The sequence below is a fragment of the Pedobacter suwonensis genome, from assembly GCF_007833675.1.
Lineage (GTDB): Bacteria > Bacteroidota > Bacteroidia > Sphingobacteriales > Sphingobacteriaceae > Pedobacter > Pedobacter suwonensis.
The window spans coordinates 3,993,124-4,018,214 of record NZ_CP031708.1; the positions used below are offsets into that span (position 1 = coordinate 3,993,124).

Here is a 25,091-nt window from a genome sequence, read left to right on the forward strand (position 1 = left end):
ATAAACAGTAATATAGCTTAAATGGAAAGCAACAAAAAATACTGGAAAGGCTTAGAGGAGTATAACAATACACCCGATTTTGTTAAAAATAACAAAAACGAATTCGCCGAGCCACTTCCAATAGAAGATGTTTTAAATGAAGCAGGGTTAAGTACCGTTACCCCACGCCGCGACTTTTTAAAGGCGTTAGGTTTTGGTTTAGGTGCTGTAACTTTAGCAGCCTGTCAAACTGCTCCTGTTCATAAATCTATTCCTTACCTGGTAAAACCTGAAGAGGTTACTCCAGGTATTCCTAACTATTATACTTCGAGCTTTAATGGCCAGAGTATTTTAGTTAAAACCAGAGAGGGCCGCCCAATTAAAATTGAACCAAACCCAAATGCAGGTCAATTTTTCCGTGGTACAGATGCGAGAGCGCAGGCGTCGGTTTTAGATTTATATGATGTATCTAAACTAAAAGCACCAGCTTTAGTAAAAGATGGAAGAGTTGAAGAAACGACCTGGGCAAAAATCGACAGTTTTGTAAAAGGCGAGTTGGCAAAAGCACAGGCTGGTGGCAAAAAAATCCGTTTGGTATCATCAACCGTAAACAGCCCGTCGACCAATGCGGTGATTGCACAGTTTATTGCAAAATACCCTGCAACTAAACTGGTACAGTATGATGCTGTATCTTATACCGGTATGATCCAGGCCAACCAGAATAGTTTCGGTAAAGCAGTTTTACCTAAGTATAATTTTGATAAGGCTGATTTAATTGTAAGTTTCGGTGCAGATTTCTTGGGTACCTGGATTAGCGGAGAGGAGTTTACTGCTCAATATACGGCTAACCGTAACTACAAATCGTTAGAAAATAAAAAAATGAGCCGCCACATTCAGTTCGAAAGTGGAATGAGCTTAACAGGTACCAATGCAGATACCCGTGTTCCGGTTAAATTATCGGAAGAAGGACCTGCTTTGATTGCTTTATATAATGCAATTACAGGTAATGCTTTACCAGGCGGAACATTGGGTAACAATGCTACTGCTGATAAAGTAATTAAACTGGTAGCTAAAGAATTGGTACAAGCTAAAGGTAAAGGCCTTGTGGTTTGTGGTTCGAACGATGTTTCTACTCAGATATTAGTAAATGCCATTAACGCCGCTATCGGAAGTTATGGTACTACCATTGATTTAGATAACCCTTGTTATTTATATGCAGGTAACGATGCCGAATTTAGTGGCCTGGTTGCTGAAATGAACCGCGGCGAAGTTGGAGCTGTGTTATTCTTAAACACTAATCCGGTTTATGATGCTCCAAATGCAAAAGCATTTACTGATGCGTTAGCTAAGGTTCCTGCTAAAATTTCATTCTCAGATCGTGCAGATGAAACGGCTACGGCTTGTGATGCTATTGCCATTAACCATAACTATTTAGAATCATGGGGTGATGCAAATGCTTACGAAGGATATTATTCTATCGTTCAGCCAACAATCAACCCTGTTTTCAACAGCCGCCAGGCTGAAGAAAGTTTATTAACCTGGGCTGATGCTCCTGTTAAAGACTACTATCAGTTTGTACGCAGCAACTGGGAAGCTAAAATGTTACCAGCTGTTGGTTTGAAATGGGAAGAGGTTTTAGAAAAAGGTGTGGTTACTTCAGCCGCTAAACCTGCTGGTGCTTATTCATTCACACAATCTTTAGCTCAGGTTGCTACTTCAATTGCGAATAGCAGCAAAGCCTTTAAAGGTGGTGACCAGATTGAGTTACAGGTTTACGAAAATGTACCGATGCGCGATGGTAAAAATGCCAATAACGCATTTTTACAAGAATTGCCAGATCCGGTATCTAAAGTAACCTGGGATAACTTTGTTGCCTTGGCACCTAAAACTGCAGAGAAATTAAAAGTTAAAGAGTTTGACGTAGTTTCTGTTAAAGGAAGTAACGGATATTCTGTAGATCTTCCGGTATTGATCCAGCCAGGACAAGCACAGGGAACTGCATCTATCGCATTAGGTTACGGCCGTACCAAAGCAGGTAAAGCTGGTAACGATGTTGGTAAAAATGCTTTCCCATTTGTATCTTTTGTAAATGGAACTATGCAATATGCTACAAACGTAACCATTACCCCAACAGGTGGTTACTACGAGCTTGCACAAACCCAAACTCACCACTCTTTCGAAGGCCGTGCGGTAATTAAAGAAGCTACTTTTGCAGCATACTTAAAAAATGCCGGTGCGGGTAACGAAAAAGGCGAGCATAAAAATTACGATCTTTGGGATCAATACGAAAAGCCAGGTAACAACTGGGTAATGGCAATCGATTTGAATGCTTGTACAGGTTGTGGTTCTTGTATTGTTGCCTGTAACGTAGAAAACAACATCCCTGTTGTAGGGCGTGATGAGGTTCGCCGTCGTCGTGAAATGCACTGGATCCGTATCGATCGTTATTACAGTTATGAAACCAAGAATGGTGATGTAACCAAAGAGAAAGAGATTGCTAAGTTAGAAGACTTAGATCATGTTTCGGTGGTTCACCAACCAATGTTGTGCCAACACTGTGATCATGCACCTTGCGAAACGGTTTGTCCGGTATTAGCTACTGTACACTCAAGTGATGGTTTAAACCATATGGCTTATAACCGTTGCGTAGGTACACGTTACTGTGCAAATAACTGTCCATACAAAGTACGTCGTTTCAACTGGTTTAACTACTGGAACGATTCACGTTTCGATAACTATTTAAATAACGAGTTTACCCAATTGGTTTTAAACCCTGATGTAACTACACGTTCAAGAGGGGTAATGGAAAAATGCTCAATGTGTATTCAACGTATACAAGGTGGCAAATTGCAAGCTAAACTGGAGAAACGTCCATTAAAAGATGGCGATATTAAAATGGCTTGTCAGGAAGCTTGTTCAGCAAATGCGATTGTATTTGGAGATGCAAACGATCCAAATTCAGAGGTTTCAAAAGCATTACGTTCTGAGCGTATCTACTACGTATTGGAAGAGATCAATGTGAAACCGGGTATCGGCTACATGACAAAAATTAGAAATACAGATACAACAGTACAAGCGTAAGCTTTAGTATATAGAAAATACAAATTATGTCAGGACATAACGAATCAATACTTAGAGAACCATTAATTACCGGCGATAATATCACGTACGCAAAAATTACGGATGATATTTTGATGCCGGTAGAAAATAAGCCAAATAAGGCTTGGTGGATTGGTTTCATCGTTTCAGCATTGGGTGCTTTACTTTGGGTGGTAGCTGTTAGTTACACCTTTTGGAATGGTATCGGTGCATGGGGCTTAAATAAAACAGTTGGTTGGGCATGGGATATCACCGGTTTCGTATGGTGGGTAGGTATCGGTCACGCCGGAACACTAATTTCAGCAGTACTTTTACTTTTCCGTCAGAACTGGCGTAACTCCATCAACCGTTCGGCAGAGGCGATGACTATTTTCGCCGTAATCTGTGCCGCAACTTATGTCGTGTCTCACATGGGCCGTCCTTGGTTAGCTTATTGGGTTTTACCTTTACCAAATCAATTTGGATCACTTTGGGTAAACTTTAACTCACCACTGGTATGGGATATGTTTGCGATCTCGACATACTTCTCTGTATCATTATTATTCTGGTACACCGGTTTATTACCAGATATCGCAACCATCCGCGACCGTGCCGTTGGTACCCGTAGAAAAATCTATTCTATCTTTTCTTTTGGATGGAGTGGAAGTGTTAAAACCTGGCAACGTTTTGAAGCGGTGTCTTTAATCTTAGCCGGTATTTCTACACCACTTGTGCTTTCAGTACACACCATTGTATCAATGGACTTTGCAACATCCGTAATACCAGGATGGCACACCACCATCTTCCCTCCATACTTCGTGGCAGGTGCGATTTTCTCCGGATTCGCGATGGTATTAACCCTATTATTGGTTGCACGTAAAGTGCTGGGCTTAGAGAATTACATCACCATGTTCCACATCGAGTCGATGAATAAAATCATCATCTTAACCGGATCAATTGTAGGTGTAGCTTATTTAACCGAGTTCTTTATCGCATGGTATTCAGGTTCAGAGTACGAGCAATATGCATTTATCAACAGATCTACCGGTCCTTACTGGTGGTCGTACTGGATGATGATGACTTGTAACGTAATCTCTCCACAATTATTATGGTTCAAGAAAATCCGCTTAAGCATCAAAGCAACCTGGATTTTATCGATCGTGGTAAACGTAGGTATGTGGTTTGAGCGTTTTGTAATTATCGTTACTTCCCTACACCGCGATTATATTCCGTCAAGCTGGGCCATGTTCTATCCAACCTGGGTTGATATCAGTGTATTCGTTGGTTCAATTGGATTATTCTTCACCTTATTCTTATTGTTCTTAAGGGTATTGCCGTCAATCGCTATTGCAGAGGTTAAATTATTATTAAAATCTGCGAGTGAGCAAGCTAAAATGAAACAGATTAAAGAAGGGCATGAGAATAAAGAATATGTAGCAGAGTACATAGAGTCTTTAGAAAAATTTGATAGTGTTAAACAAGAAGATTACGCAAAAATATAACAATGAGTGATATCAAATATATTTTAGGCAGCTTTGGCGATCCTGACGAAATGATGCATGGCATCGAAAAGCTTCAGGAGAATAACATCAGTATTTATGATGTATATACACCGATGCCTATACACGGAATAGAAGCCAAATTAGGAATTAAAAGATCTAGAATCGATATCGCGGCATTTTGCTTTGGTATTACCGGTACCTGCTGTGCATTTGCTTTGATTTATTTCTGCGCGGTAATCGACTGGAGAGTAAACATAGGTGGTAAACCATCATTCGCGTTACCGGATTTTATTCCGATAATGTTCGAGCTTACAGTATTATTCTGTGCTTTCGGTATGGTGTTAACTTATTATGCATCTACTCACTTATTTCCAGGAAGAGCACCAAGAGTGATGGATCTACGTGCTACTGATGATCGCTTTGTTATTGCAGTTGATGCAAAAGATAATGCAGCGCATACTGTAATTGATGGATTATTAAAAGATGCAGGTGCTTTAGAAATAAAGTATAATGAAAGGAAGTACATTAGCTATGAATAAGAATAAATTTGTTTACACAGCGTTTTTAGCTATCGCTTTTGCAGCTACCTTTTCTGCTTGTAAAGATAAACGCAGTACTGGCTTAGAATATGCCAGAAACATGTATGATCCGATTGCTTACAATCCGGATCAGCCAAACAAAAATTTTAAGGATGGTAAAACAGCTCAGTTACCACCTGCACATACCAAGCCGGTAGGTTTTACTGAATATGATGAGTATCCTAATACTAAAGAAGGATATGAAGCAGCAGGAGTGAGTATGGTAAATCCTTTACCAGTTGATACTGTTAATTTGGCCCAGGGTAAACACTTATTTACCGTTTTCTGTAGCCCTTGCCACGGAGATAAAGGTGATGGACAGGGACACCTGGTTAAAATTGAGAAATTTAGTGGTGTACCTGCTTATCAAACCGGTTCATCATCCAGAGGTGGTAACATGGTTGATCTTACCGCAGGTAAAATTTATCATACCATCACATACGGTGTAAATAACATGGGCTCGCATGCTTCGCAAATCTCACCAACAGATCGTTGGAAAGTGGTGATGTATGTTCAACAATTACAAAAAGGACAATAGTAAAGCAAATATAAATGGGAACTCACAATATTAATTTTAGTGAACAGTTTGAGTTTACAGGGAAAGTAAAAACGTTAAGCATTGTTGGTATCGTTATCGGTATTGCGGCTGTATTGTTCGGTTTTTTGGCGGGCGATAAAGTAATGCATGAGCGTACTTTTGCTAACCTGTTGCTTATGGCATATTACTTTGCATGCGTTTGTATGTCTGGTACGTTTTTCCTGGCTGTTCAATATGTAGCGCAGGCAGGATGGTCTGCATCAATTTTACGTGTACCACAAGCTATGGCCAAAACTTTGCCTATAGCGGCTGTAATACTTGTAGTGGTTATTTCGGCAGGATTATACTCGCACAATTTATATCACCACTGGCATGCTGAAGGTTTAACCGATCAGAACAGCCCTAATTATGATGCTATTATTGCAGGTAAATCGGTATTCTTAAATGTGCCTTTTTTCTTAGGCCGCCAAGTGGTATTCTTAGGTGTTTACAGTATATTTTCGATCATGTTTGTTAAGTTTTCTTACAATGAAGACTTGGCAGGCGGTTTAAATTCATACAGAAAAAGCTTCAAAAATGCTTGTATCTTCCTGGTAATTTACGGTTTTACTACCCCGGTATTTGCTTTTGATAGCATTATGTCTTTAGAGGCACACTGGTTCTCTACCATGTTTGGCTGGTATAACTTCGCTGCAATGTGGGTAAGTAGTTTGGCAACTATTGCTGTTATCCTGATCTTATTAAGAAGAGCTGGTTATATGCAATGGGTTAACAATAGCCACTTGCATAACTTAGGCCAGTTTATTTTTGGCTTCTCTATCTTCTGGACTTATGTATGGTTTGCTCAATTCCTATTGATTTACTATGCAAATATGCCTGAGGAGACTGTATATTTCTATAAACGTTTTGAATATTATAAGTTCTGGTTTTTCTTAAACCTGGCCATGAATTTCTTAGCGCCTGTATTATTATTAATGGATAGAGATAACAAAAGAACAGATGCCAAATTATTATTCGTTTCTATCGTGGTATTGTTAGGTCATTGGGTAGATTATTACCAGATGATTATGCCAGGTGCGGTTGAAGATGGTCATAATGGTTTTGGAATTGTAGAAATCGGTATTGCATTAGGTTTCGTAGGATTGTTTACCTTTACGGTTTTATCATCATTAAGCAAAAAGCCTTTAATTGCGAAGAATCACCCATTATTACAAGAAAGTTTGCATCATCAGCTTTAGTGATGATAAGATAGAGCAAATATTTAATTATTATTATAATTAGCAGTACAGCGTACTACTTTTAAGAAAATGAGTTTAAGAAAGTTTATAACGAATAAAACGACCGCAGCTTTGGCAGTATTGATTACTGCTTTTGCAAACACTAGCGTATTTGCGCAAGATGCAGCAGCAGGTGCTGCCGCGGCACCGAAAGTTGATATGGGCGAGGTTTATAAATCGGTAATATTTTATATTCTGGTTTTCCTTGCGGTATGCTTATTCATTGCTATTATTGGTAAAGCAATAAAAGTATATGAGTTAAGCCGCGAAGCACAAGGTAAACCTGTTGGTATCAACTGGAACAGGGTACATGCAAGTTTGTTTGCATTATTTCTTGTGATCGGTTTATATGGGGTATATTGGGAATATACGGTACATGGATCAATGTTACTTCCTGATGCTGCATCTGAGCATGGAAAGAAAATTGACAGAATGTTTAATTTAACATTAATCATTACCACAATCGTTTTCATAGCAACACACATCCTGTTGTTCGGATTTTCTTACATCTATAAATATTCTGCAAAGAGAAAAGCTTACTACTATCCACACAATAATACCATCGAAAAAATCTGGACCATTGTTCCGGCTTTAGTATTAACTGTTTTGGTTTTAATGGGTTTCTTAACCTGGAGATCTATTTTCTTCAAAGTTGAGGATCCAAATAACAAGCCATTGCAGATTGAGGTTACTTCTGAGCAGTTCAAATGGTCTATCCGCTATCCTGGGGCTGACGGAATTGTAGGTAAAAAGAATTATAAGTTAACTACAGCAACCAATACATTGGGTATTGATTTTAAAGATGTTAATTCTCGTGATGATGAAATGGCAGATGAGATGGTGCTTCCTGTGGGCAAATCAGTTAAACTTATTTTGACGAGTAAAGATGTAATTCACAGTTTTTATATGCCACACTTCAGGGTACAGTTAAATACCGTACCGGGTATGAGAACGGTTTTTGAATTTACGCCTACAAAAACGACTGCAGAAATGCAGCAGGAAACCAACGATCCGAATTTTAATTACCTTTTCTTATGTGCAAAAATCTGTGGATCTGGTCATTATAACATGCAAAAAGTTGTTCGTGTAGTATCAGAGGCTGAATACAAAACCTGGATTGCAGAACAGAAAACATACTTAAATGACGATTTAAGAAAACAATTTAATTTGCCAGTGGCACCTGCACCTGTAAAATCAGAAGCAGATTCAGCAGCTAAAGATTCAGCAGCTGTAAAAACTAACCAAATGGCTTTAAATAAATAATATTAAGCAGGAGCGAACGAATTATGTCAACAATAGCATTACACGACGAACACAATCACGATCACGCTGATCATGGGCATCATAAAGAGACTTTGATTTCAAAGTATATCTTTAGTATGGATCATAAAATGATTGCCAAGCAATTTTTGATTACCGGTATTATCATGGCGGTAATTGCAATGGGCTTATCAATCCTATTCCGTATCCAATTGGCATGGCCAGATCAAAACTTCCCTTTCTTAGAAACTTTCTTAGGCAAATGGGCTGAAGGCGGTCGTATAAAGCCCGACTTTTATCTGGCTTTGGTTACCATTCATGGGACCATTATGGTATTTTTTGTACTTACAGCTGGTTTAAGTGGAACGTTTAGTAACTTATTAATCCCACTTCAGATAGGTGCAAGAGATATGGCCTCACCATTCTTGAACATGTTGTCTTACTGGTTCTTCTTTATGGCTTGTGTGATCATGATGTCATCATTCTTCATTCAAACGGGACCAGCATCAGGTGGTTGGACGGTTTATCCGCCATTATCTGTTGTAGCTAAGGCTATGCCAGGTTCAGGCTTGGGTATGACTTTGTGGTTAATTAGTATGGTGCTTTTCGTAGCTTCATCTTTAATGGGTGGTATTAACTACGTAAGTACGATTTTAAATATGCGTACTAAAGGGATGGATCTTTGGAAAATGCCATTACCGATCTGGGCTTTCTTCTTAACCGCAATTTTAGGTATCCTATCTTTCCCGGTTCTTGTAGCTGGTGTAGTGTTAATGGTATTTGATCGCAGCTTCGGTACCAGTTTCTATTTATCAGATATCGTAATGGGTACTGATATTTTACCAAATGAAGGTGGTTCACCAATCTTATGGCAACACTTATTCTGGTTTTTAGGTCACCCTGAGGTTTATATCGTAATTATGCCGGCATTGGGTATCTCATCTGAAGTGATTTCAGTAAATGCACGTAAGCCAATTTTTGGTTACCATGCAATGGTTTACTCACTAATCGGTATTACCGTATTATCATTCATCGTTTGGGGTCACCACATGTTTGTAACGGGTATGAATCCATTATTGGGAGGTGTATTTATGATTACTACGTTAATCATTGCGGTACCATCTGCAGTAAAAACATTTAACTATCTGGCTACATTATGGAGAGGTAATATCCGTTTTACGCCGGCCATGTTATTCGCTATTGGTTTAGTTTCATTCTTTATCTCTGGTGGTTTAACAGGTATCTTCTTAGGAAATGCTTCTTTGGATATTAACTTACACGATACTTATTTTGTTGTTGCCCACTTCCACCTGGTAATGGGATCTGCAGCAATTTTTGGTATGCTTGCAGGTGTTTATCACTGGTTTCCTAGAATGTTCGGTAGAATGATGAATGCTAAATTGGGATACTTACATTTCTGGTTAACTTTCATTGCAGCTTACCTGGTGTTCTTTCCACTTCACTTCTTAGGTTTAGATGGGGTACCACGTCGTTACTATGCGTTTACCGAGTTTGAATTTATGAAGAAATGGTTAACTGTTAACGTATTTGTAACCTGGGCAGCTATTATGGCGGCTCTGGCTCAGGTAGCGTTCCTATTTAACTTCTTTTACTCCATCTTTAAAGGAAAAGTAGCCCCTCAAAATCCTTGGGAAGCGAATACTTTAGAATGGACTGCACCTGTTGAACACTTACATGGTAACTGGCCAGGTGAAATCCCAACGGTTTACAGATGGCCATATGATTATAGCAAACCAGGACATGACGCAGATTTTATTCCACAAACTGTTCCTTTCTCTCAAACGATGAGCTCTAACTTACCTCATGATTTTGAAGGAAATGAGGAAGCGGAAAAAATTCAGCAAGATTGGGAATTAGCTAATCCTGTTACAGAAAACAAGGGATAGTTTAAGCTTTAAATAAAATTTCAAAGGGGTATCTGATTAAGTTTCTGCTTATCCGGATACCCTTTTCATCTTATAGATATATGGTCAGCAGATCAGAACAGCGTTTCATTAACATTAATCTTATAACCATTATAGTCACGCTATTGGTTGTACTTGCCGGAGGTATTGTACGTAGTACCGGATCTGGCATGGGGTGTCCGGATTGGCCAAAATGTTTCGACCGTTACATTCCGCCAACTGATGTATCTCAACTTCCTGCCAATTATAAGGAGAAATATGTAGCTGGCCGCTTGAAGAAGAATGAAAAATTCGCTAAATACCTGGAAAGTATAGGCAAAGTTGCCCTTGCTGATAGCATCAGGAATGATAAAAGTATAACTATACCAGAAGAATTTAATCCAGCCAAAACGTGGACAGAGTACCTGAACCGCTTAGTAGGCGTAGCTGCAGGCATCTTTCTATTGCTTACTGCTATTTATTCTTTTACCTATCGGAAAACGGCTAAACGCATCATTGTACTGAGTGTACTCAATATTTTTGTTGTGGGCTATCAGGCCTGGCTGGGATCTATTGTAGTATCAACCAATCTGGCACAATGGGTGGTAACCGTACACATGCTTTTAGCATTGGTGATATTGGCCATCTCAATATATACGTATAATTACGCAAAACAGCTCAATAAAGCACCTTCGGTAATTATGTATAAAATATTATGGCTTAAAGGCTTTTTGTTCTTCACACTTGCAGTGAGCATTGTTCAGATTATTTTGGGCACCGATGTAAGGGAGGCAATAGATGTAATCGCGAAATCTTTAGGCTATAGTGAGAAGGCAACATGGATTTCGAAGGTGGGACATATTTTTTCTTATCATCGTGATTTGGCCATTTTGGTGGTAATTACCAACGGTGTGGTTTATAAAATGGTTATTGACCGTTTTAGTGGTAAAGCGGCTCCATTGCTAACGGCCAAGTTTATTTTAGTTACGCTCTTTGTTCAATTATTATGTGGTTTAGCTTTAGCATATATTGCTTTTCCACCAGCAGCGCAGGCACTGCACATTTTGTTCTCTACGCTGTTGTTTAGTTTACAGTTTTATTTGTACTTACTGGTTTACAGAACAAGTACATATAAACAATAATATTTAAGAAAATTGAAGCAATATCTTTCAGATTTTTCTAAACTTATCAAATTCAGGCTATCGTTTACGGTGGTGTTTTCGGCATCGATTTCTTTTTTGATCGGGCAGAAAATGCAGGTAGGCAGAGGCCATATCCCGAGTATTGATTGGGGCAACTGGTTAATATTAATTGCTGGTGGTTTTTTGGTAACCGCTGCTGCAAATTGCTTTAACGAGATTATTGAAAAAGATCTGGATAAATTAATGTTTAGAACCAAAGACCGCCCGATGCCGGCAGGCAGAATGACCACCGGACAGGGATTGATTTTGGGCGTTTTTATGGCATTTTCAGGTACCTGGCTATTGGGGCACTTAAATCTGGAAACAGGCTTGTTGTCGGTATTTTCAATTTTGTTATATGCTTTTGCGTATACGCCATTGAAGAGAAAATCGCCAGTTGCTGTTTTTGTGGGCGCTATTCCAGGGGCTTTACCGCCACTTATTGGTTATCTTGCTGCATTTGGGAGCCTAAAGGCTGAAATGTTTCATGAAATTGACTATTACATTGCTGTTATTTTGTTTTTGATACAGTTTGTATGGCAGTTCCCTCACTTCTGGGCAATTGCCTGGGTTTTGGATGATGATTACAAGAAAGCGGGTTTCAGGCTATTACCTACTAAAAAAAGAGATAAATTAACAGCACTTTTAACTTTTTTAAGTACGCTGATTTTAATTCCGGTAAGTTTATTGCCAACCATTTATGGTTTTGGCGGTTATTACATTGCTGGTTTATCCCTGATTGCCGGACTCATTTTTAGCTGGTTGGCTTTTAAACTTTTAAGGAGCAGAGAACTGGCAGATGCCAGGAAAGTAATGTTCTGTTCTTTTTTTTACATCCCGGCGGTACAGTTGGGTTTATTATTAAATTTTATAGCAAAATAATTTATGGTGCTAACAATGGAAAAGATGCAGGATACGTTTGACCCAAAACCAAGAAAATTTATCGTTTGGTTATTTGTCGTATCATCAACAATTATGTTTGGTGGTTTTACCAGTTATTACCTGGTATTTGCCGCCTCAAAAGGCAAGGGACACGGTTTGATATTGCCTGACGCCTTTATTTATTCGAGTTTGGTTATTGTAGCCAGCAGTATTGCCTTGGTGCTCGCCTCCAGGGCTTTAAAGAAACTGAATTTCAGCTTACAGCGTAACATGCTTTGGATTACCGTAATATTAGCTGTTGCTTTTGGTGTGATGCAGTTCAATGCCTGGGGAAGTATGGTGAGAACCGGAGCAACTTTGGTAGGAAACAATGCCGCAATATCATTTATTTATGTCGTATCTGGAATGCACCTTTTGCACATTATTGCAGGTGTTGGCCTTATTATAAGTGCTTTAGCCGGTAGCTATAAAAGCCTGCCTGTTGCCAAAGTTCAGTATAGAATGGAAATCGCTTCTATTTTTTGGCATTTTATAGATATATTATGGATATATCTGTATGTTTTTTTACTTTTGAACCGTTAAATTTGTTAACAAACTATTATACTATTTCCAAATGAATGCAGTATCACAATTAGATCAAGTTAAAACCGGGCCATGGAATGGTGGTCGTTCTCCGTGGTCGGTAGAATATGGTAAAATCATGATGTGGTTTTTCCTTTTATCAGATGCTTTTACTTTTTCATCTTTATTGATCTACTACGGCGCTCAGCGTTTTTCTAAATTAACATGGCCAGATCCTGATTTGGTTTTCCAGTCTATACCTGGTATTAAAGATACAGGTGCTCCATTAGTATTCGTGGGTATCATGACTTTTATCCTGATCTTAAGTTCTGTAACCATGGTTATGGCAGTTGAGGCTGGACACCGTCGCGTAAAAAAAGAAGTAATTGGATGGCTTGTAGCTACCATTATCTTTGGTTTCATGTTCCTGGGCTGCCAGGCTTTAGAATGGAGTCACCTGCACCATGAAGGTTTCTGGTGGGGAACTATTCCATCGGCTGAAGAATTGAAACATTTATTTGATGGGCCTGTTTCCTTGGTTGCTGCTCAGCAGTTTGCAAACTTATTCTTTACCATTACCGGTTTCCACGGTTTCCACGTATTTAGTGGGGTTATGATTAATGTGATCATTTTGATTATGACGATTAACGGAACTTTCGAAAAAAGAGGCCATTATTTAATGGTTGAAAAAGTGGGTTTATACTGGCACTTTGTAGATTTAGTATGGGTGTTTGTATTTACATTCTTCTATTTGGTTTAATTTTAATTTATAAAAATATTTAACATGTCACAACATTCGCATTTAGAAGAAGGACACGAGCATGGCGGACATGCTGGAATGGATAAAGCAAAAATCTGGAAAGTAGCAGGTATTTTAACTTTAATTACCGCAATCGAATTTATCATTGCACTATGGGCAATTCCTGGCGGACATATTCCGCAACATATAGGTAACTATATCTATATCGCATTAACTTTGGTAAAAGCATTTTATATTGTGGCCTATTTCATGCACTTAAAATATGAAAAATTAGGCTTACAGTTAGCCCTAACAGTATCGTTCATTTTCATTATTTACTTTATTGTTTTGATGTTAATTGAAGGTGGATTCTTAAACATCCACATGATGAGCCATTAATGAAAAGAAGCCCTATAAAAAAGGTATTAATCCTGGTAAGCATTTTAGCTATACCGGGATTTTTGTTTTTTTACTTATTGCCACACTTTGCAAAAAATAGGTATAAGAGTTTACCCATCTTCGGCAAAAAGACGGTAGCTACTACCTTTCACAGCGTAAAAGGAAAGAAAATTCCGGATACCATTTATCATCTGGTTCCCGATTTTAAACTTATCAACCAGCATGACGATACCGTCAGCTGGAAATCATTTGAGAATAAAATTGTAGTACTCAACTTATTCTATGCCGGGGCCAGAAGCCAGCAGGCGAATAAGTACATCAAGCAACTATCTGACGGCTATGAGCAAAAACCTCTGGTTAAATTTATAAGTCTGTCTGTCGATCCTGCCGATGTAAATAAGCTGAAAGATTTTGCTGCAAATTTTAAGGCCAAAGAAGGTAAATGGGATCTTTTGGCAGGAGATACCGCGCAAATTTATCCATTGATCAGGCAAGGTTTATTGCTCGATGTGGTAGCCAATGAGTACAAAGGAGAAAACAGCTTCATATTTAGTAATAAAATAGTTTTAATCGATAACCTGCATCGAATACGTGGCATTTACGATACTGATAGTGCTGAGGCAAATGCCAAATTAGAAGATGAAATAAAAGTGCTTATTGCCGAGTACTTAAGAAATGTTAAAGATGGCAGATAGTAAGGTTGGCGATTAGTATTTAGCACTTAGCGTTCGAACGCTCTACACAAAGCAAAATAATAATTATAAAAGATTTAATATTCATGGAAAATAGTCCGATCGAGAAAAAATATAGCAAGTGGATCATTATCCTTTCTATTTTTATACCGGTAGCCGTAGCTTTTCTATTTGTGGTAAAGCTCAAAGATCTTGGTATTGATGCGCCTACCCTGCCTTTTTTGCCACCAATATATGCTACTATTAACGGAATTACCGCGGTAGTGTTAGTGATTGCCGTTTGGGCGATAAAAAATGGAAAGGTACAATTACACCAAAATTTAATGAAAACAGCCATAGGCTGCTCTTTATTATTTTTGGTGATGTATATTGCCTATCACATGACTACACCCTCAACTAAATTTGGAGGTGAGGGAACGATAAAATATCTTTACTTTTTTATTTTGTTAACCCATATATTATTGTCAATTGCTATCATTCCTTTGGTTTTGGTTACTTATGTAAGGGCTTTGGCCGAGCGTTTCGATCGTCATAGAAAAATTGCACGGGTTACATTTCCACTATGGCTTTATGTTGCTATAACTGGTGTGGTGGTTTATTTGATGATTTCGCCTTATTACCAATACTAATCGCTTTAGGAGCCTTTCAAACTCCAAGTGAAGCCTTACTGTAAAAAGTAAGGCTTTTATTTTTTTAATACATTTTTTAGTGCACAAAATTTACTAATCTGTATATTTGGTTATAAAGTTGTATTGTGGTTAAGCTAAATCAATTTAGTTTTCCATATCTATTCATCTATCAGTTAAGTCTTGTGGTATAATTACGGGGCAGTTAACAAACAAATTTATGGCGGTAAGTAATGTGGATAAAGAGCGCGCCCTGATTGATAAAATCGTGGAAGGAGACGAGCAAGCATTTTCTGTTTTGTTCTTCAAATACCTTCCTGTACTTCACATTTTTGCCTCTAAATTTACAAAATCAGATGATGCTGCAGAAGAAATTATTCAGGATGCATTTTTAAGGGTCTGGCTAAATCGCGATAAATTGGCGGAAGTAGAGAATGTAAAGGCCTATCTGTATAAATATGTTTCTAACGAATGTTTAAGTTACCTGCGTAAAAAATTAAAAGAAGATCGGGTTGTTGATGCATTTACAGCCAAACAATTAAACAGTCATAACAATACGGTAGAAACCATCAATTTAAATGAGGTAACGAGGATTGTTGCAGTTGCTATAGATAAATTACCTGAGCAAAGGAAAAATATATACCAGTTGAGCAGACGCGACGGTAAAACTATCCCTGAAATAGCGGAAATACTTAATATTTCTCCCAATACAGTTAAAAATGCCCTTGTAATCGCATTAAAATCTATACGTACCCACCTAGAGCAGCATGGTATAGTATTTTTTTATCCAATTGTTTTTTTCTTTTTAAAAATAAAATAGAAAAAAAATAATATTCCGATAGTCCTAATTTTCTTTTGCTGCTTCTTAGTATCAGCATCTTTATGGAAGAACGTATACATTATCTATTACAACAGTTTACTGCTAAGACCTTAAGTCAGACCGAAAAGGAGGAACTTTTAGTTTTAGTAGAAAACGACACGTCATTAATTTCTGACGAAATCGTGAAAATGATTATCTCAGAGGAAGAACATGCCGTTAATGTTGATGATGAAAAATGGAATCCGGTTCTCGATAAAATTCTGAAAGTAGATAAGCCAATGCGGTCGACTAAGCGGATTTTAATGAGTAGTTTAAAATGGGCTGCTGCTGCCGTGGTATTTGTTGTATTTTCTTTAACGGCCTACATATCTCTGCATAAAAAGAAAGAACATGTTTTTACCACGGATATAGCCCCTGGAAAAAATAAAGCTATTCTTACTTTGGCTGATGGCAGGAAAATCTCCCTTTCAGATGCAATAAAGGGAGATATCGTAAAAGAAGCCGGTTTCTCCATCACCAAAACGGACGATGGCCAGCTGGTTTATAATATTGCCGAATCTGAAAATACAAACGATGATCGGTTAAATACCATTTCTACGCCAAACGGAGGTGAGTGGCAAATCAAATTACCGGATGGTTCTACAGTTTGGCTAAATGCGGCCTCTTCACTGCAATACCCATTAAACATTGGTACCGCAAAACAGCGTGTAGTGAAATTGGATGGTGAAGCTTATTTCGAAGTAGCTAAAAATGCAACACATCCTTTTATTGTAGAAACCGATAAACAGACTGTTGAGGTGTTGGGTACTCATTTTAACATCAATAGCTATAGAGATGAAAGCGTTACCAAAACTACTTTATTGGAAGGTAGTGTGCGGGTTTCTCATAAAAATACCAATGAAAGTGAGGTGCTTAAGCCTGGAGAGCAATCGCTTGTAACCCTTTCCGGAATGGATGTAAAAGAAGTAGATGTTGATGAAGCAGTTGCCTGGAAAAAGGGCTATTTCATGTTTAACAACGAAAAGCAGGTAAGCATTTTACGCAAGGTGGCCCGCTGGTATAATGTAGAAATAGAATATGTTGATCCTGAAGCTAAGAATGTAATGTATTACGGTACAGTAAACCGTTTCGAAAAAATATCAAAGATGTTGACCAAGTTTGAGCAAACAGGAGAAGTGCGATTTGATATTAAAGGCAATAAATTATTTGTATATAAAGAATGACGATAAGAAGATTAAGGCATAACTAACCTTGATCTCAAAAAATAAATCAACTAATAAATTAATCAACCTAACCTAACAATTAATGAATAAACTTCGACAAACCTCCTGACATGCTGGCTGAATAAAAAAAGGAGTGCTTCTAACACCCCTTTATATCTGTTTAGCTATTCCGTAAAACGGAACTGACTCAAAATTAAATTATTTCTTGGATAACCGCGAATCGCTCTTTAGCGTCCAAACTTCATTGCGCTTCGCCCAAACAGACTATTAAATGTACAAAATTTATATTAAAATTTTATGTACGCATCGACGCTACATACCTAAATTGCTACTCATGATGAAGTTAATTACGGTTGTTCTGCTGGCCTCGTTAATGCAGGTAAGTGCAGCTTCATTCGGCCAGCTGGTTACATTGAAAGAAAAAAATGTAACATTAGAAAAAATGTTCAGGGAAATCAGACAGCAGTCTGGTTACGATGTATTATTATCTACAAATAAGATAAAAAGTACCACAACAATTAACGCCAACTTCAATAATGCAACTATTGAAGAAGTAATGGGTAAAATTATTTCAGGAATGGATCTTACTTATACAATAGAAGATAAAACTATCCTGATTACACCTGTACAGAAGTCGTTATTTAGTAAGGTTGTTGATTATTTCTCTCAAGTTAGGGTAACGGGTAAAGTAAGGGACAAAAATGGTAATGAACTGCCTGGTGTAAGTGTAAAAGAGAAGGGGGCAACAAATGGTGTCTCAACTAATTCAGCAGGCGAATATAGTATTAATGTAGGTGACCGTGCAACTTTGGTTTTTAGCTACATTGGCTACCAAACCATTGAGGTAGCACTAAATGGCAGAACCAATATCAATGTTACATTGGAAGAAGATGCAGCTCAGTTAAATGAAGTTGTAGTAACAGGTATGGGAACTACTGTAGATAAAAGAACATTTACAGGTGCTACTTCAAATGTTAAAGTATCGGATGCTGAAATAGGTGGTTTGCCTGATCCGAGCAGGATGCTTGATGGACGTGTTGCTGGTGTAACCGTTCAAAATACAACAGGTACATTCGGTACCGCTCCAAAAATTAGAATTCGTGGAGCAAGTTCTATTTATGGAAGTTCAAAACCACTTTGGGTTGTAGATGGAGTAATCCTGGAAGATGTTGCCGATATCAGTTCTGATGATTTATCATCTGGAGATGCACTGACACTGATTAGCTCTGCTGTTGGCGGCTTAAACTCAAATGATATTGAAAGTTTCCAGATCTTAAAAGATGGTGCAGCAACATCAATTTATGGCGCTAAAGGAAAAGGCGGTGTGATTGTAATTACCACTAAAAGAGGTAGGGTCGGCGTAAATAGCTTTAATTATGTATCAGAACTGACCACTCGCTCTAAGTTCTCTTATGATAACTTTAACATCATGAACTCTCAGGAACAAATGGGGGTTTATCAGATGCTGGAGCAAAGAGGTTGGTTAAATAACTCAAGCGTATCCAACGCGTCAAACAGTGGAGTGTATGGTAAAATGTACCAGCTCATCAACTCTGGTCAACTTCAAAATACCGAAGCTGCCAAAAATGCTTATCTACGAGAGGCAGAATATAGAAATACGGATTGGTTTGATTTGCTATTTAATAATAGCGTGATGCAAAATCACTCCATCAGCATGTCATCAGGAACAGAAAAGGCACAATACTATTCATCTCTAAGTGCAGTTTACGATCCTGGCTGGACTAAGCAAAGCAAGGTGAAAAGATATACTGCAAATTTTAATGCTACATATAACCTGCGTAATAATCTAAAATTAACGCTCTTGTCAAACGGATCATATAGAGATCAGAGAGCTCCGGGAACCTTAGGCCAATCTACCGATGTGGTTTTTGGAACCGTAGGTCGTCAGTTCGATATTAACCCATATTCTTACGCTTTAAATACGTCAAGAACATTGGATCCGAATACTTTCTATACCAGAAACTATGCTCCATTTAACATCTTGCATGAATTGGAAAATAATTATATGGATGTTAATGTAGCTGATGTTAAGTTTCAAGGAGAATTGAGCTGGAAAGCACTAAAAACTTTAAACTTTAGTTTTCTTGCTTCAACAAGGTACAACCAAACATCACAACAACATTATATTAAAGATAGCTCAAACCAGGCATCGGCCTACCGGGCAATGGGGACTACTATCATTAGGGACAACAATCCGTATTTGTATACGGATCCAAGTATCTTATATGCTGTGCCTGTCTCAATCCTACCTTCAGGAGGTATTTACAACCGTGTAGATAATAAGCTTACCAGTAACGATTTCCGTTTTATTACTCAGTATAATGAAACTTTTGCCGATAAGCATAATATCGATATCGTTGGTGGATCTACTATAAGTGAAATTTATAGAAATAATAATTTCTTTAGAGGTTGGGGATTACAATATGATTTAGGTGAAATTCCTTTTACAGATTATCGTGTATTTAAACGAGCTTCAGAAGAAAATACCAATTACTATACTGTAGGTAATACGAGAAGTAAGGAGGTGGCTTTCTTCGGTGAGGCGGCCTATACTTACGATAGAAAGTATACTGTTAAAGCAACGGGAAGATACGAAGGAAGTAACAGATTAGGTAGGTCAACTTCAGCAAGATGGTTGCCAACCTGGAGTGTATCCGGATTGTGGAACGTTATGGAAGAAAAATTCTTTCAAAATTTAAATACACCGTTTTCGAGTTTATCATTCAAAGGTTCATATGGTTTATCAGCTGATAGGGGTCCGAGTTATGTAACGAACTCAAAAGCCATTTACAGTAGTTACAATCCTTGGAGACCAACTGCTGCTGATAGGGAAACAGGTTTAGAAATCAATACTTTAGAAAACTCTGAACTTACCTTTGAGAAAAAACATGAGTTAAACCTTGGTACCAGTTTCAGCCTGTTTAAAAATAGATTAGCAGTTGATGTAGACTGGTACAAAAGAAATAACTTTGACTTGATCGGTATTATCAATACACAAGGATTGGGCGGTGAGATTACAAAGTATGGTAACGTAGCTGATATGAAATCGAGCGGTATTGAGGTAAGTGTAGCTGGTACAATACTTAAAAAGAACGATTTCTCTTGGACCGCGAATTTTATCTATACACACAACCAGAATGAAGTAACTAATTCTGAAAACAACGCTCGTGTTATTGACTTGATTACCGGTACGGGTTATGGTTTACAAGGCTATCCAGCCCGTTCTTTATTCTCCATACCTTTTGTGAGATTACAAAATGATGGATTGCCAATTTTTACCAATAGTGATGGCAGTGAGACCGTGACAGGAGTATATCTTCAAAATAGAGATAATGTAGGTTTCTTAAAATACGAAGGAACTACCGAACCTACCCATTTAGGAAGTTTGGGGAACATCTTCGGCTACAAAGCATTTAAATTAAACGTTTTTGTCACCTACTCTTATGGGAATGTAGTGCGCTTAAATCCGGCTTTCAAAACGGGTTATACTGATCTTGATGCCAGTACAAGAGAATTTTATGATGCATGGACTGTGCCTGGAGATGAGTTAAAAACAAATGTTCCTGTTATTTTGGATACCAGATATATCAGAAATAACAGTAATTATGGCATTGCTTATAACTCTTATAATTATTCATCTGCAAATATTGCAAAGGGAGATTTCATTCGTTTAAAAGACATATCACTTTCTTATGATTTTAATAAGAAAATGTTGTCGAGAATCGGTCTAAATGCCGCTTCATTACGTTTAAATGCTACTAATCTATGGTTAATCTATGCGGATAAAAACCTGAATGGCCAAGATCCTGAGTTCGTAAATGCAGGTGGTGTAGCACTGCCTCTAGCAAAACAGTATACTTTAACTTTAAGGGTTGGATTTTAATAAAAGAAACTTACAATGAAAAATAAATATTTATTTCTCGCATTTAGTGCAATTATTATTTCAGGTTTTTCTTCTTGTAAGAAATATCTGGATGAATTGCCAGATAACAGGGCAGAGCTGAATAATACAGAAAAAATAGCTAAAATGCTGGTGTCAGCATATCCAACAAATTCTTACGTGTTGGTGTCTGAATTATCTTCAGATAATGTTGACGATTATGGAGAATCAAACCCATACTACGATCGGTTTTCTACTCAGGCATTTAACTGGCAAGATATCACTGAAACAAATAATGATGGTATTGACAGGTTATGGAGTGGTTGCTATGGCGCAATAGCCAGTGCCAATGCCGCCCTAAATGCCATTAATGAGCAAGGTAACCCTGCAAGTTTGGCTGCACAAAGGGGAGAGGCCTTAGTGGCAAGGGCATACGGTCATTTTATATTGGTCAATATGTTTGCGCAACATTATTCACCATCGAAATCGGCAACAGATTTAGGCATAACTTATATGACTAAACCAGAATCTACCCTTGATCCTAAATATCAACGCAATACCGTGGCTGAAGTTTATGACTTTATGGTTAAAGATCTGGAAGAGGGGATTCCATTGATTAATGATGCTTCTTATTCAAACTCCAATGTTGCTAAATATCATTTTAACAAATCGGCAGCAAATGCTTTTGCGGCAAGGTTGTTTCTTTATAAAGGCGATTGGGCTAAAGCGGTAAACTATGCTACGGCTTCATTCAACAATTCTCCATCTACTTACTTACGCGACTATACTTACATTTCTACCTTTAGTGCAACCTTCGCTAATATCACGAGAGAATATAACTCAAGTGGCATAAAGGCGAATTTTCTGATCAGCACACCTGTTTCATCTGCAGCATTAAATTTTGGTAATTATTATACTGGTAGTAGGTACTCTCATGGCGCCTATATTGCGGGTAATGAATCAATTTTAATAAAGAATACACCTCATGGTAATTATACAGGTACTCCGGGTTACCGCATTCGAAGCTATAGTTATGCTGGTGCAAATTTAGATAAAGTGTTATTGCCGCATGTTTCCTATCAATTTGAATATACCGATCCGGTTGCTGGTATTGGCTATACGCATAGTGTTTTTGCACCTTTTACTTTAGAAGAAGCTTTGCTTACCCGCGCCGAAGCTTATATTCAATTGAAAAATTATACTGCAGCTTTAGCTGATATTAATCTTTTTGTAGGCAATACTTTTACCTCATCTCTACCTGTAACACAGGAAAGGATTGATGCATGGGCTACATCATTTGCCTATTCCACACCTACAGCTTCGACACCTAGAAAAAAATTCAATGCTGAATTTACCATTGAAGCTGGTACCCAGGAAAATATGCTTCAGGCTGTATTGTATTATAGAAGAATAGAGACCTTACTTACTGGTTTACGCTGGTTTGATGTTAAACGTTATGGTATAGAAGTTACCAGACGTACAATTGTTGCCGGTGTACCTGGTCCAATAAGCAACAATAAGTTAGTAGTAAGAGATAATAGAAGAGCAATACAATTGCCTCAAGATGTAATCACTTCTGGTTTAACCTCTAATCCAAGATAGACATGAAATTTAATAAAATTTATTTATTTCTTTTGGCAGGAACGTTAGTAGCTAACGGCTGTAAAAAGGAAAAGTTGGATCCAAATAGTGTTTTTGTTGATTCGACGATCGAAAAAAATGCATTGGACAATTATATCTACGGTAATTTAGTATTAGATTATAATATTGATGTTTTGTATAAATATGTAGATAAAGAATCTGACCAGAATTATAACTTGGTTCCGGCTAGTTATGAAAGCTCAATCAGAATGACCAAGTTGTTAAAATATTTAGGTTTTGAACCTTATGATGCTGTGACAGGTGGAAAATCTTTTATCAAGGGTTATTTTCCTAAACTGATCAACTATATCGGTGAAGCTGCCTATAGAAATAATGGCACTAAAATATTGGGTACAGCTGAAGGCGCCAGAAAAATTACACTTTATGAGGTGAACAGATTGAATGCTACTACCGGCGTTAATGCAAACTTTTTAACTGATAGTTATTTTCACACTATTCATCATGAGTTTCAGCATATCCTAAACCAAACTACCGATTTCCCAAGCAGTTTTAGAACAATTTCCGGAACTTCGTATGTTGATGATGTTTGGGTAACGGCCTGGGCTAATGATGGCGCAGCAATTGCAGCAGGTTTCATTTCACCTTACGCAAGTAGTTCTGACAAAGAAGATTTTGCGGAGTTGTATTCGTTTTACGTAACCTTATCGGCTGCTCAATGGGATGCCAGGTTAAACGCAACAGGCAGTACCGCTGCTGGCAGAACAATCATTAACAATAAGTTGATATTGGTGAAAAATTACATGCTAACAGTATGGAAAATTGACATGGATGTATTAAGGGCAAATATCCAGGCTCGTATAGCCGATCTGCCTAATTTTAATCAAACTTCATTATAATCGAGATATTATGAAAAGAAACTATTATCTGTTAACTATTATCTGTTTTCTGTTTTTAGCGGCATGCGACAAGAAAAAAGACAGGGTTTTCGACGAAAGCCCAACCGTACGGTTGAATCAGTCAGTGGCTAATGCGCAAACTATTTTAAGAAGTAAACCCAACGGATGGATTTTTCAATATTTTCCAGGCGCTAGTGCTCCGTACGGAGGCGTTAATTTATTTGTGAATTTTACCTCTGCTATAGATGTAAATATTCAGGCTGATTATATAGAAGGGAATGTGACCAGTTCTTATAAGGTATATCCTGGTGCCGGGCCGATATTAACTTTTGATACCTATAATTCTGTTTTGGATTACTTTGCTTTACCAGGCGCACGGAATGGCAATCAAGGCCCTTCTGATGTTGGCTTAGGAGGTGATATAGAATTTCTGGTGGTAAAAGCTAATGCTGATTCTGTTATCTTAAAAGGCAGAAAAAGAAACACCACCCTGGTTATGGTGCCTGTACCTGGAAATGCGGCAACTATACCTGCCTTAATAAGCAATTACAGAACATCATTTAATCGCTTCTACAATGCAAATTCCTTCCGTTTTGTCACAGCAGGTAAAACTACCGCGGTAACCTGGGGAGTATTTAACGGTTTATTGGCAGGAAGCAACAACTATTCGTTCAGGCCAACGGATACCGGACTTGACGGTTTTAAGGAATATACAGTGGATGGCATTACCTTTAAACAATTAACCTATAAAGAGGCAACAGCTAATTACCCAAATGGTTATTATGCCAATGCTGATGAAAGCTTGAAATTGGTTATTTTATAATAAATTAACCTCTATAGCAAAGCCTCCGGAATTATCGGAGGCTTTTTTTGTAAGTTAGAAATACTCTTATCATACCAAGAGTTAATTTTGATTAAGAATTAAACATACTGATTACTGTTGAACCTTTTCCCCAGATATTTTTCGGGGGCACTATTCTTTCTATAAGACAGCTCCCTGCAATCCTTATTTTATTAGTTTATTCCTTCTATTGTCGTCAACTCGTTAATCCTTACTGTTCTTTATATCCCTAATAGGTTTTGCACCCTTGTTATAATAGATCAAAATCTTTAGCATAGTAAATGTAAGAGTTTCATTTATACCGCTCTGTAAAACAGGTTTTCAGGATAATGAGCAGCAATATGATTATGCTAAGCAAAGTTTGACAAGCTATTGCAAAATAGTTTTTGAGAATTTATATTATATTTTTAACCGTAGAGAATACAGCAATGCTTGGGTATCTAAAATCACTCATTTGAAGAGACAATAATGGGTGGTAAATTCGTCAACTTCAAAGTACATAGTTGTGGCTTCCATAAATCTAATTTTCTATAATCCAAATAATTCAGAAAGTGAATCAGGTTTACAAAATACTTTATTTAAGTTAAAATATGGATTAAAAGTGAGGCTGTC

20 protein-coding genes are annotated in these 25,091 nt (G+C 37.7%); all 20 read left to right on the plus strand.

What is annotated here, in order from left to right; translation table 11 throughout:
- Window positions 1–21 precede the first annotated feature (21 nt).
- The gene (locus DV942_RS16510) at window positions 22–3,060 is read left to right on the plus strand and encodes a TAT-variant-translocated molybdopterin oxidoreductase (protein WP_145859320.1); all 3,039 of its coding nucleotides are present in this window, start codon (window positions 22–24) and stop codon (window positions 3,058–3,060) included.
- Between the two features lie 26 nt (window positions 3,061–3,086).
- A complete protein-coding gene (gene nrfD / locus DV942_RS16515; protein WP_090765459.1) occupies window positions 3,087–4,559 on the plus strand; it encodes an NrfD/PsrC family molybdoenzyme membrane anchor subunit in 1,473 nt (490 codons plus the stop codon).
- 2 nt (window positions 4,560–4,561) lie between these two features.
- Window positions 4,562–5,098: a DUF3341 domain-containing protein gene (locus DV942_RS16520; RefSeq protein ID WP_145859325.1), complete on the plus strand. Its 537-nt coding sequence runs from the start codon at window positions 4,562–4,564 to the stop codon at window positions 5,096–5,098.
- On the plus strand, window positions 5,070–5,675 hold the full coding sequence (locus tag DV942_RS16525; protein WP_090986762.1) for a c-type cytochrome: 606 nt from the start codon (window positions 5,070–5,072) through the stop codon (window positions 5,673–5,675). The genes DV942_RS16520 and DV942_RS16525 overlap by 29 nt, the downstream gene beginning before the upstream one ends.
- Before the next feature lie 14 nt (window positions 5,676–5,689).
- Complete coding sequence (locus DV942_RS16530) at window positions 5,690–6,913, plus strand: quinol:cytochrome C oxidoreductase (protein ID WP_145859329.1); 1,224 nt, start codon at window positions 5,690–5,692, stop codon at window positions 6,911–6,913.
- 69 nt (window positions 6,914–6,982) lie between these two features.
- Window positions 6,983–8,215, plus strand: coding sequence for a cytochrome c oxidase subunit II (locus tag DV942_RS16535; protein ID WP_145859332.1), 1,233 nt, complete (start codon window positions 6,983–6,985; stop codon window positions 8,213–8,215).
- A 23-nt stretch (window positions 8,216–8,238) separates the two neighbouring features.
- The gene (locus DV942_RS16540; RefSeq protein WP_186462331.1) at window positions 8,239–10,119 is read left to right on the plus strand and encodes a cytochrome c oxidase subunit I; all 1,881 of its coding nucleotides are present in this window, start codon (window positions 8,239–8,241) and stop codon (window positions 10,117–10,119) included.
- A gap of 80 nt (window positions 10,120–10,199) precedes the next feature.
- Complete coding sequence (locus DV942_RS16545; protein ID WP_145859333.1) at window positions 10,200–11,258, plus strand: COX15/CtaA family protein; 1,059 nt, start codon at window positions 10,200–10,202, stop codon at window positions 11,256–11,258.
- A gap of 12 nt (window positions 11,259–11,270) precedes the next feature.
- Window positions 11,271–12,179, plus strand: a complete 909-nt coding sequence (gene cyoE / locus DV942_RS16550) for a heme o synthase (protein ID WP_145859335.1) — start codon at window positions 11,271–11,273, stop codon at window positions 12,177–12,179.
- 15 nt (window positions 12,180–12,194) lie between these two features.
- Window positions 12,195–12,761 carry a cytochrome c oxidase subunit 3 gene (locus tag DV942_RS16555; RefSeq protein WP_145859337.1) on the plus strand — a complete coding sequence of 189 codons (567 nt, stop codon included), beginning with the start codon at window positions 12,195–12,197 and terminating at the stop codon, window positions 12,759–12,761.
- Between the two features lie 31 nt (window positions 12,762–12,792).
- The gene (locus DV942_RS16560; protein WP_145859339.1) at window positions 12,793–13,500 is read left to right on the plus strand and encodes a cytochrome c oxidase subunit 3; all 708 of its coding nucleotides are present in this window, start codon (window positions 12,793–12,795) and stop codon (window positions 13,498–13,500) included.
- 24 nt (window positions 13,501–13,524) lie between these two features.
- Window positions 13,525–13,878: a cytochrome C oxidase subunit IV family protein gene (locus tag DV942_RS16565; RefSeq protein WP_145859341.1), complete on the plus strand. Its 354-nt coding sequence runs from the start codon at window positions 13,525–13,527 to the stop codon at window positions 13,876–13,878.
- Window positions 13,878–14,573, plus strand: a complete 696-nt coding sequence (locus tag DV942_RS16570; RefSeq protein WP_145859345.1) for an SCO family protein — start codon at window positions 13,878–13,880, stop codon at window positions 14,571–14,573. Before DV942_RS16565 ends, DV942_RS16570 begins: the two co-directional genes overlap by 1 nt.
- Window positions 14,574–14,656: 83 nt before the next feature.
- Complete coding sequence (locus DV942_RS16575) at window positions 14,657–15,199, plus strand: DUF420 domain-containing protein (RefSeq protein WP_145859349.1); 543 nt, start codon at window positions 14,657–14,659, stop codon at window positions 15,197–15,199.
- A 217-nt stretch (window positions 15,200–15,416) separates the two neighbouring features.
- Entirely contained in the window at window positions 15,417–16,016 is a 600-nt protein-coding gene (locus tag DV942_RS16580; RefSeq protein WP_145859352.1) for an RNA polymerase sigma factor, read from the plus strand.
- A gap of 62 nt (window positions 16,017–16,078) precedes the next feature.
- Window positions 16,079–17,239: a FecR family protein gene (locus DV942_RS16585; protein WP_145859355.1), complete on the plus strand. Its 1,161-nt coding sequence runs from the start codon at window positions 16,079–16,081 to the stop codon at window positions 17,237–17,239.
- A 334-nt stretch (window positions 17,240–17,573) separates the two neighbouring features.
- Window positions 17,574–21,143, plus strand: a complete 3,570-nt coding sequence (locus DV942_RS16590; protein WP_145859356.1) for a SusC/RagA family TonB-linked outer membrane protein — start codon at window positions 17,574–17,576, stop codon at window positions 21,141–21,143.
- Between the two features lie 15 nt (window positions 21,144–21,158).
- Window positions 21,159–22,742 (plus strand): RagB/SusD family nutrient uptake outer membrane protein, encoded by a 1,584-nt coding sequence (locus tag DV942_RS16595; RefSeq protein WP_145859358.1) that lies wholly within the window; start codon window positions 21,159–21,161, stop codon window positions 22,740–22,742.
- Window positions 22,743–22,744: 2 nt separating this feature from the next.
- The gene (locus DV942_RS16600; RefSeq protein ID WP_145859360.1) at window positions 22,745–23,638 is read left to right on the plus strand and encodes a zinc-binding metallopeptidase; all 894 of its coding nucleotides are present in this window, start codon (window positions 22,745–22,747) and stop codon (window positions 23,636–23,638) included.
- A 10-nt stretch (window positions 23,639–23,648) separates the two neighbouring features.
- On the plus strand, window positions 23,649–24,461 hold the full coding sequence (locus tag DV942_RS16605) for a DUF4302 domain-containing protein (protein ID WP_145859363.1): 813 nt from the start codon (window positions 23,649–23,651) through the stop codon (window positions 24,459–24,461).
- Window positions 24,462–25,091 lie beyond the last annotated feature (630 nt).